The 8,784-nt window shown below is 30.4% G+C and carries 11 protein-coding genes; 6 read left to right on the plus strand and 5 right to left on the minus strand.

Annotated features, from left to right (window positions below; genetic code table 11):
- Window positions 1-1,162 precede the first annotated feature (1,162 nt).
- Window positions 1,163-2,365, plus strand: a complete 1,203-nt coding sequence (locus L8D11_RS02085) for an amino acid carrier protein (RefSeq protein ID WP_336886377.1) — start codon at window positions 1,163-1,165, stop codon at window positions 2,363-2,365.
- A 136-nt stretch (window positions 2,366-2,501) separates the two neighbouring features.
- On the plus strand, window positions 2,502-2,918 hold the full coding sequence (locus L8D11_RS02090) for a hypothetical protein (RefSeq protein ID WP_236870022.1): 417 nt from the start codon (window positions 2,502-2,504) through the stop codon (window positions 2,916-2,918).
- Window positions 2,919-3,209: 291 nt separating this feature from the next.
- On the opposite strand, the gene L8D11_RS02095 is transcribed toward L8D11_RS02090, so the two are convergent.
- The 3 genes from L8D11_RS02095 to secG are packed head-to-tail and all read right to left on the minus strand — an operon-like array spanning window position 3,210 to window position 5,668.
- Entirely contained in the window at window positions 3,210-3,713 is a 504-nt protein-coding gene (locus L8D11_RS02095; protein WP_236870023.1) for a hypothetical protein, read from the minus strand.
- Window positions 3,710-5,347 carry a CTP synthase gene (locus tag L8D11_RS02100; RefSeq protein WP_236870024.1) on the minus strand — a complete coding sequence of 546 codons (1,638 nt, stop codon included), beginning with the start codon at window positions 5,345-5,347 and terminating at the stop codon, window positions 3,710-3,712. The genes L8D11_RS02095 and L8D11_RS02100 overlap by 4 nt, the downstream gene beginning before the upstream one ends.
- Before the next feature lie 6 nt (window positions 5,348-5,353).
- Window positions 5,354-5,668 carry a preprotein translocase subunit SecG gene (gene secG / locus L8D11_RS02105; RefSeq protein WP_272906006.1) on the minus strand — a complete coding sequence of 105 codons (315 nt, stop codon included), beginning with the start codon at window positions 5,666-5,668 and terminating at the stop codon, window positions 5,354-5,356.
- An 84-nt stretch (window positions 5,669-5,752) separates the two neighbouring features.
- On the opposite strand from secG, the gene L8D11_RS05760 reads away from it, so the two are divergent.
- Complete coding sequence (locus tag L8D11_RS05760) at window positions 5,753-6,073, plus strand: FtsB family cell division protein (RefSeq protein WP_272906007.1); 321 nt, start codon at window positions 5,753-5,755, stop codon at window positions 6,071-6,073.
- A gap of 28 nt (window positions 6,074-6,101) precedes the next feature.
- On the opposite strand, the gene rpmE is transcribed toward L8D11_RS05760, so the two are convergent.
- Entirely contained in the window at window positions 6,102-6,416 is a 315-nt protein-coding gene (rpmE, locus tag L8D11_RS02115) for a 50S ribosomal protein L31 (RefSeq protein ID WP_236870027.1), read from the minus strand.
- A gap of 130 nt (window positions 6,417-6,546) precedes the next feature.
- Between rpmE and ssb the strand changes: the two genes are divergently transcribed.
- The 3 genes from ssb to queA are packed head-to-tail and all read left to right on the plus strand — an operon-like array spanning window position 6,547 to window position 8,523.
- Window positions 6,547-6,984 carry a single-stranded DNA-binding protein gene (gene ssb / locus L8D11_RS02120; RefSeq protein ID WP_272906008.1) on the plus strand — a complete coding sequence of 146 codons (438 nt, stop codon included), beginning with the start codon at window positions 6,547-6,549 and terminating at the stop codon, window positions 6,982-6,984.
- Between the two features lie 43 nt (window positions 6,985-7,027).
- A complete protein-coding gene (locus L8D11_RS02125; RefSeq protein WP_272906010.1) occupies window positions 7,028-7,480 on the plus strand; it encodes an RNA pyrophosphohydrolase in 453 nt (150 codons plus the stop codon).
- Window positions 7,477-8,523: a tRNA preQ1(34) S-adenosylmethionine ribosyltransferase-isomerase QueA gene (gene queA, locus L8D11_RS02130; protein ID WP_236870029.1), complete on the plus strand. Its 1,047-nt coding sequence runs from the start codon at window positions 7,477-7,479 to the stop codon at window positions 8,521-8,523. The genes L8D11_RS02125 and queA overlap by 4 nt, the downstream gene beginning before the upstream one ends.
- 75 nt (window positions 8,524-8,598) lie before the next feature.
- Here queA and L8D11_RS02135 read toward each other — a convergent pair.
- Window positions 8,599-8,784: hypothetical protein (locus L8D11_RS02135; protein ID WP_236870030.1), on the minus strand; the 186-nt coding region annotated here is incomplete at its 5' end.

Consider the following 8,784-nt stretch of genomic DNA (forward strand, 5'->3'; position numbering starts at 1 on the left):
TAATTTTAGTGTCGTTATTTTTTCTCTGCTCGAATAAATTATCCTGCTACTGCTTGTAAGTAATTTGAGTACAGAAAATTGAGTGTACGTAGACAAAAGAGAGTTTAACAAGTTCAACCGTGCTTTCAACCCCAGCTATTTAAATTTCAAGATTATTAAAAATCAAAGCAGAAACCGTGGTTAGTCAATACTGCTTGCAGTCTCAAATTTCCATAGTGTCGAATCTGCGAGTGTCAAAGACAACAGACAACAAGGCTCAGCGGAGATACATCCAAAAGTCGAACAAAGTCAATATTTTTAAATGGATTAACAAGATTTTGGTTCACAGAGCTGTCATAGCTAATCATGTCGTCCATATTGATTTCATGTTTGGTCTTTAAAAGTTCTTCCTGGCCCTTTTCAACTTTATCGTTCTCCTCAAGAGTAAGTTTGGAGTCAGTGCTTGATCTAAAACTAGACATATGGACTTACTTTTTCTTGTCGTCGAGTTCAGCGTCAATTATATTTTCAAGTTTATCTTGAGAATTCAAAGTACTGAAGTAAAACACTTTCTCTGCGTCTTTTTCTTTATTGCCGATTAGCATATTCGTAAAATTATCGGGTATTTCATTGTTGCTATTTTCGTTGTTATTAGACTGCTCTCCGTCTAATTTGTCTTCAGTGACCTTATCCTCGTCAACAGCAGAGAAGTTATCATCGCTGAGGTAGCTCAGCTGGTTGATGTCGTGATCGAGACTCTGCCTAGAATCACATTTTTGACTGTCTTCGTCTCCATCGTTTGCATTGGAAGCATTGAATTTTGTAAGCTCGTTGAACTTGTCCTTCGGAATACTCTTGCCACTGCTATTAGATTTTAAGATCGCTTCATGATTGGAGAAAGGACTTGAGTCGATGTCTTTGTTTGAATCGGTGTTTTGCAAATCTCTTCCGAGAAGTTTCCGAATGTGACTTTTGTAATCCTCATCGTCAACTTCAGACTCGTAAAAAGCCTCTTTATTGTTGAGGTCGGTGTTTACAAAGTCGTCGATGTTTCTGATTTGAAATTTATCTGAGTCATCGTGCTTATTATTAGATTTCTGTTTACTTGATGCTGAGCTAAATTTAAATTTATTTTATACTTTTAAAAGTGATATTTTTTAATTTATAGTTTATTCAGGGCCTGATTTCAAAATTTTTTCAATTTAGAGCTCTATTTAAGTTAAAAACGTATATAAAAGATTTAATTACATGTGCAGAAAAAGGTAAACAGGGTATACATCCTATAAAGTTATATTTTGCATCGATTGGCGGAATGATAGGATTGGGTAACATAGTTACTGTTGTAAGTACTGTAACAATTGGGGGCCCAGGGAGCATTATATGGCTTTGGATAGCATCGTTCCTTGGTATGTTAGTTAAATATTCTGAGGTTTATTTAGGGATAAAATATCGCATTAAAAACAATGATCATGGGTTTGATGGCGGACCAATGTATTATCTTAGAATTGCCTTTAAAAATAAAATTTTACCAGTAATTGTATGCATTTTATTATGCATATACGGCGCTGAAGTTTCACAGTTTTTAATTTTAACCGATACAGTAGCAGGAACATTTTCTTTAAATAGATATTTGGTTATAGCAGTGCTGTTATTTTTTATATTATTAACTTCAGTTAAAGGTATTAAGAGATTTGCAAATGTTTGTTCAGCTATGATGCCGCCATTTATGTTGGTATATATGGCATTGGGTATATGGATAATAGCAGATCATTATTCTGATTTGCCAAATATATTTTTTTTAATACTGTCATCATTCTTAGATTATAAATCTCAGGTAGGTGGTGTCGCAGCAGGAGGTATACTTTTAGCTGCTCATTATGGTGTTTCTAGAGCTGTTTATTCAGGAGATATTGGAATAGGTTATGATTCAATAATTCAGAGTGAAACACAAACAATATATCCAGAAAAACAAGCTAGAATGTCAATATTTGCACTATTTTCAGATACCCTTATTTGCACTATAAGCATATTAATACTTTTAGTGACTGGTATGTGGGAGGTTAAAGGGTTGCAACCATCTGAATATGTTGTAAGTGCGTTAAAATTATATTTGCCAAATGTTGAGTATTTTATGGCTGTTCTTTTCGTGTTTGCAGGTTTTACAACGATAACTGGATACTTAGTTGTAGGACAAAAATGTGCGAAATATTTAAATAAAAAATATGGGCAGTATTTGTATATTTTATACTCTATATTTGCTTTTATATTTTTCTCATTTTATGATCAAGAGCAAGTTATTCTTGTTATGAGTGTTTCAGGTGGCCTTCTTATGGTTATAAATATGCTTGGAGTTTTTAAATTAAGAAAATCAATAGAATTTTTATAATAAAATTATCATGTATCTGAAGAAAAATAGGGTCAAAACAAGAAAGTCAAGATCGTTCTTTTTCAGCAATGGTAAAGCGCTAAAGCAGTTTATATTTAGGGCATTATTTATTATAATAAGCATAGCTATCTTTTTTTTGATTATTTATAAAGCATATTATTATTCTCGTAATCCTATTGATATAGAGCACATTCCTTTGATCAAAAAAGATGATAGATGCATCAAAAGAAAATTTGAACAAAATGATGGTTTAATTTTTTCTAATCAGGATAAATTAATTTATAACAGCATCAAGCAGAAAAATGAGAAAATATACGATTCACATTCAAAATCTGAAAATATTACTCAGGACTTTTCGCACAAGCAAATTTTTGACATAGTGCAGGATATTAAAAGGGATAATATGAGTATTAATGAAAATGAAAATAGTAAATCTGAAGATCAAGAGATTGTAGATAAAACAAACATCAATATAAATCAAAGTCAAAATAAATCTGACCACTCAAGTCATCAAAAATCATCTATAAAGAGCATTTTTGAGCTATTAAATTAATTATTGAAAAAATATTTACAACTCCCTCTTAGTGGAAATGTGTATTAACTATGGAAATTACAGATAATGTGTGGGTTTATACTCGGATAACTTGAAAAATTGGCTTCGTCATACTTCGAATTTCGCATTTCGTTACGTATTTATATACGCGCCCCATGCTCATTGCTCGTATTACTCGCTCTTTTCCAAGTTCTCTGTCGTCTATAAATTTGCCAACTCTTAATTTACGAGAGGTTTACATAGTTGGAGAGTTATGGTTTACAGGGCTATATGATATGGATGGTACAAAAATTAATTTTCCTTTTTAGAAGTTTCACCCAACAAAGCCTTATTTATATTCTCTTTTCCCCATTCTTGATAGATACCATCTAATTCTTCGTTTAATTTATTAAACAAACCAAGCTTATTAGTGTAGGAGAAGTAATAGATAATTTTTGGAATCAATATATAAATTATCCACCCAAAAGCGCATGACGAATATATAACAAGCCAAGTGTGGGGTATTGAGATGATAATATAAGAAATTTGTTCTATATCACTAGGGTGAAATATAATCTCTAGGAATAAGTGGATGCTACCAAGGAAATTAAATAAAAATATTATTTGAGTTAAAATTTTTTTTGGATTTTTATCAATAGATATAGCAACTAGCGTTGGCAAAAATCCAAAAAAGGTTAAAATAAAGAGGTTGGTAAAAATAAACGATAAACCAAGCGACGCCACAAGCAACAAGATCATCAATGTAATGGATTTGTAATCATTAAAAATAGAATCAATTTTGCGATTTTCTCTCATGACGTAAGGCTAGAATTCAATTTATTTTTCGCTGAATCAATAAAGGATATAAAAAGTGGATGAGGAGAAAACGGCCTTGATTTATATTCTGGGTGATACTGCACACCAATAAACCATGGATGACTTTTTAACTCCATTGTTTCTATATATTTACCATCAGAAGACATACCACTAAACTCTAAGTCACTATTTATAAACTCACTAATGAAGTTAACATTAAATTCATATCTATGTCTATGTCTTTCTTCAATTTGTAAGGATTTATAGATATTTTGAATTTTAGTATTTTTTTCTAGAGTACATTTGTAATTACCTAATCTTAATGTGCCGCCAATTTTTGCTTTAGATGATTTATTTTCTAAATTATTATCTTTAATTTGATTTTGCATTAAATCAAATATATTAGTGCATTTTAGGTCAAACTCGGTCGAATTAGCATCTGAAATATTTAAAACATTTCTGGCAAACTCAATTGTTGCTAATTGCATACCCAAGCAAATTCCAAAGAATGGAATTTTATTAATACGTGCAAATTTTATTGCTGAGATTTTTTCTTCAATTCCTCGTTTTCCAAAGCCTCCAGGTACGACAATTCCATCGACATTGTTAAGTTTTTCTGAAACATTATTATCATTAATGTTTTCTGCTGCAATCCAAATTAGCTCTACTTTACATTTATGGTACATTTCTGCATGCTTAAAGGCCTCAATTAAAGATTTATAAGAATCCTTGAATGAATGATATTTGCCAACCACAGCTATGTTGACCTTTCCTTCGATCAATTTATTGTTTTTATCTATATCTTTCCAAATGGATAAATCAGCGTTATCATTATATGGTAAGTTAACAATTTTTAATATTTGTCTATCAATGCCTTCATGATGATAAGCTAAAGGCATTTTATATATTGAATCTAAATCTTGTGATTGAATTACATTTTCTTCTTTAATGTTGCAAAATAATCCAATTTTTTTTCTTTCATGCTCTGGGATTTTTTTTTCGCTTCTGCATAATATAATATCTGGTTGAATACCTATGGATCTTAGCTCTTTTACTGAATGCTGAGTTGGTTTTGTTTTAAGTTCTGATGCATGCTTAAGGTATGGAACAAGTGTTAAATGAATATAAATTGTGTTTTCTTTTCCAAGTTCATACCCTAGTTGTCTTATTGCCTCAAAATATGGTAGCCCCTCAATGTCACCTACTGTACCGCCAATTTCGCACAATACAAAATCCACTAACTTACTTTCATCTAAAATAAATTCCTTTATTAAATTTGTAACATGTGGAATTACTTGAACTGTTCCACCTAAATAATCTCCACGCCTTTCTTTTAGTAATAACTTAGAGTATATTTTTCCACTAGTAATAGAATCTGATTTTTTTGCAGATATTCCAGTGAATCTTTCATAATGGCCAAGATCCAAATCTGTTTCTGCCCCATCATCGGTGACAAAGACCTCTCCATGTTGAAAAGGGCTCATTGTGCCTGGGTCTATGTTTAGATAAGGATCAAGCTTTTTTATTCTCAATTTATATCCTTGAGCTTGTAACAATGCTGCAATTGATGATGTGGCTATCCCTTTACCTAATGATGAGACTACACCACCAGTAATAAATATAAATTTAGTCACTAATTTCTACTCCATTTTCGGAACGTTGGTCTCACCTGTAACTTTATCCTCATGTGCATGTTCACTCTCCAGCGATTTGATAATGGACTGCTCATTATTATGTTTATTTACTGAATTTTTTGCCAATAATAGGCTATTAGCCATAAAGATCAATATAAGAAATATTGTAAATTTACTTATAAATGAAGTTTGTGATCTGCTAGGCATTTGACCACCAGCATTGCTTACAACGATACCATCACTACTAGATTTTTGAAATATAATAACCAATGAGATTAAGATAGTTATGAAAATTTGGAAACCAAACAAGAAAGATAACATTTTTTTCTTTAAAAAATTTATGTTTTATATTAATAGGTAGCTAAGTATTAATACATTATTAATGAGAATTAATCAAAACCTTTTATGTATAAATTTAAGAAAATAAATTACAAGTTTATAATTTTTAATTTTATTTTTTTATTTATAGTATCTTATTTTGTATTTCATTGCTTTATTGGTGAAAGAGGATATATCAAAATGCGTTATTTAAAAAAAGAAGTAATTTTTAAGAAAGACGAATTGGCGAAATTAGATGGCGAAAGGAGAGATTTAGAAAATAAAGTTAATTTAATTTATGATGAAAGTATAAACAAGGACTACCTTGATGAATTAGCAAGGAAGTACTTTGGCTTAATTAACGAAGATGAAATATGTATATCAAACGATAACAAAACAAAATTATAGAAAATAAAAATAAAACTATGGCAGAGTTTTATTTTGCCTGTTTTCCAAAGCTAAGTCCTTTAAATTTATTGTTAAATTTAGATACTTCAGTTGCCTTAGTATTTACATAATTTGCTTCCTTAGTCCAGGCTGGGTGAGTTGCTGGATCAATATCTAATTTTAAAATATCTGTTGATACAGTTGATCTGGTTTTGAATTTGGTTCCATTAGTCATTTCAACAGTAATCTCTCTATAGTTCGGATGAAGTGAGCCCTTAAGCTTTGTTGAAACTGTTTTTCCCTTTTTTATTGCTTCTTCTTTTTTATTTGATACTTTTGCCATGAAGTTATTAATGGTATTCAATCTATCTTTTAATTACATAATATTTGATATAAGAGCAAGAAATTTTTTCAATAACTGGCAACTTTCTGTTTACATGGCTGATAAAACGTTATAATTGTAGTAGTGAAAATAATAAAGTCTGTTTAATAGAATGGTTGTAAGTTTAAATAAAGTGACTCTTATTGGTAATGTAGGAAAGGAGCCGGAGATAAGATTGACGCAAGAAGGTAAAGAAATAGTAACATTCCCACTTGCAACGACTGAGAATTGGAAAGATAAAAATAGTGGTGAGCGTAGAGAAAAAACAGAATGGCACAGAATAGTTGTGTTTATCCCTGCATTGGTTAATATAATAAAAAATTATGTTAACAAGGGTACTAGGATTTATATTGAAGGGTCTCTTCAAACTAGAGAGTGGAATGATCAAACTGGAATAAAGAAATATACAACGGAGATTGTCCTACAAACTTACAATAGCACAGTGATACTTCTTGGTAATAAAAATAGTAATAATAAGCCTTCTAGTACACATAATGGTGATGTTGAAGATATGATAGATGACGAAGATGATGATCAAGTGCCGTATTAATTAAACAAATTTAATAATTTTTGTTATGTCCAATTTATACAGAATGGGCATAGGCATAATGATGCTCAATAATAAAAATCAAGTTTTTATTGCAAGGCGAAAGCACCCTAAAAACGCATGGCAAATGCCACAAGGTGGAATTGAGTTAAATGAATCTCCTAAGGACGCAGTATTTAGAGAAGCTATGGAGGAGATAGGAACAAATAATTTTAATATTATCGCTGAATCTAGCAGTTGGTTAAAATACGATTTTCCGTCAAAATATAAAAAACAATGGTTTGAAGGAAAATATATTGGGCAAAAACAAAAATGGTTTTTGCTGAATTTTTTAGGAACTGATGATGAGATAAATATAAATGCTGTCGGTGCAGAGTTTGTGAATTGGAAATGGATTGATGTGAATGAGTTAGAAAAGATTATAGTTAATTTTAAAAGAGAGATGTATAAAAATGTTGTGAGTGAATTTAACTCCTTAATTTTAACAAATATTAAATGAAACTTTCTGAATTTGATTTTGATTTACCTAAAAATTTAATTGCAAAATATCCTAAATACCCAAGAGGTAGTTCTAAATTGCTATATTTAAATGGCAATTCTAAAATTTACGATTATGAATTTGCTGATATATTGAAGTTATTTAAAAAAGGTGATTTATTAGTTTTCAATAATAGTAAAGTAATTCCGGCATATTTAGTAGGGCAAATTCACAGTTCACTAAATATAATAAAAGACATAATAGTATATTTAAACAAAGAACTGGACCCTGATAAATGGGTTGTTTTTGCTAAACCTGGAAAGTCCATAGAGATAGATAGAAAGATAATTTTTAAAAATGACTTAGTTGCTACAGTTTTTAAAAAATTAGACTCTGGTGAGGTTATTTTAAAATTTAATTATAGTGGATCTGGTTTATTTGGCAAAATTTGTGATATTGGCAAAATGCCAATCCCTCCGTATTTTAAAAGAGAACCGGAAGAATCAGATGTTTGTGATTACCAAACTGTATTTGCAAAGGATTTTGGTTCTGTTGCTGCTCCTACTGCAGGCCTCCATTTTAATTCTGAAATCATAGAAGAGATTAAAAATATGGGTGTAAAAATTGCTTATATTAGATTAGATGTTGGGACTGGAACATTTTTACCAGTAAAATCTGAGTCTATCCATAATCATAAAATGCATTCAGAGAGATTTATTATTTCTGAGCAAACTGCAGAAGTAGTTAATCAAACTAAAAGAGAAGGAAATAGGGTTATATGTGTTGGAACAACTTCGCTTAGAGCGCTCGAATCATCTTGTGATGATAAGGGGTTAATTACCCAGCAAAACAGTGAGACTGATATATTTATAACGCCTGGATATAAATTTAAAATTGCTGATTGTTTGATTACTAATTTTCATACCCCTAAGTCCACTTTATTAATGCTTGTAAGTGCGTTCTCTGGTATATATAATATCAAGAAAGCCTATAAACATGCCATAGATAATGAATACAGATTTTTTTCATATGGTGATGTTTGTTGGCTAGATAAATTAATATAAAGTACAATCAAAAGTTGAAATATTCATTTTAAAAATATAATCTATCATTTATAGATATAATTATATTTTTTAGGACTAAAACATGGCAAAATCTTTAAAAGAATTACAAAATGAAAATAAAGCTATAACAAAGCAAGACCATTGCATAATAGGCAGAAAGAAACATATATGATAGAATGAAAAGATAAGTACATACGAAAGAGGAGGCAAAATGTCATTTTTAGTAAGAGAAGCAGAAGAACGTATAGAGAAGAGTAAGTT

This window comes from Candidatus Bandiella numerosa (assembly GCF_021811875.1).
GTDB lineage: Bacteria > Pseudomonadota > Alphaproteobacteria > Rickettsiales > Midichloriaceae > Aquirickettsia > Aquirickettsia numerosa_A.

What these genes read in the sequence shown, in the direction of transcription:
- L8D11_RS02095 (WP_236870023.1), bottom strand. Translation starts at nt 3,713, where the DNA reads ATGAGAGAAAATCGCAAAATTGATTCTATTTTTAATGATTACAAATCC.
- secG (WP_272906006.1), bottom strand. Translation starts at nt 5,668, where the DNA reads ATGTTATCTTTCTTGTTTGGTTTCCAAATTTTCATAACTATCTTAATC.
- L8D11_RS05760 (WP_272906007.1), top strand. Translation starts at nt 5,753, where the DNA reads ATGTATAAATTTAAGAAAATAAATTACAAGTTTATAATTTTTAATTTT.
- ssb (WP_272906008.1), top strand. Translation starts at nt 6,547, where the DNA reads ATGGTTGTAAGTTTAAATAAAGTGACTCTTATTGGTAATGTAGGAAAG.
- L8D11_RS02125 (WP_272906010.1), top strand. Translation starts at nt 7,028, where the DNA reads ATGGGCATAGGCATAATGATGCTCAATAATAAAAATCAAGTTTTTATT.
- queA (WP_236870029.1), top strand. Translation starts at nt 7,477, where the DNA reads ATGAAACTTTCTGAATTTGATTTTGATTTACCTAAAAATTTAATTGCA.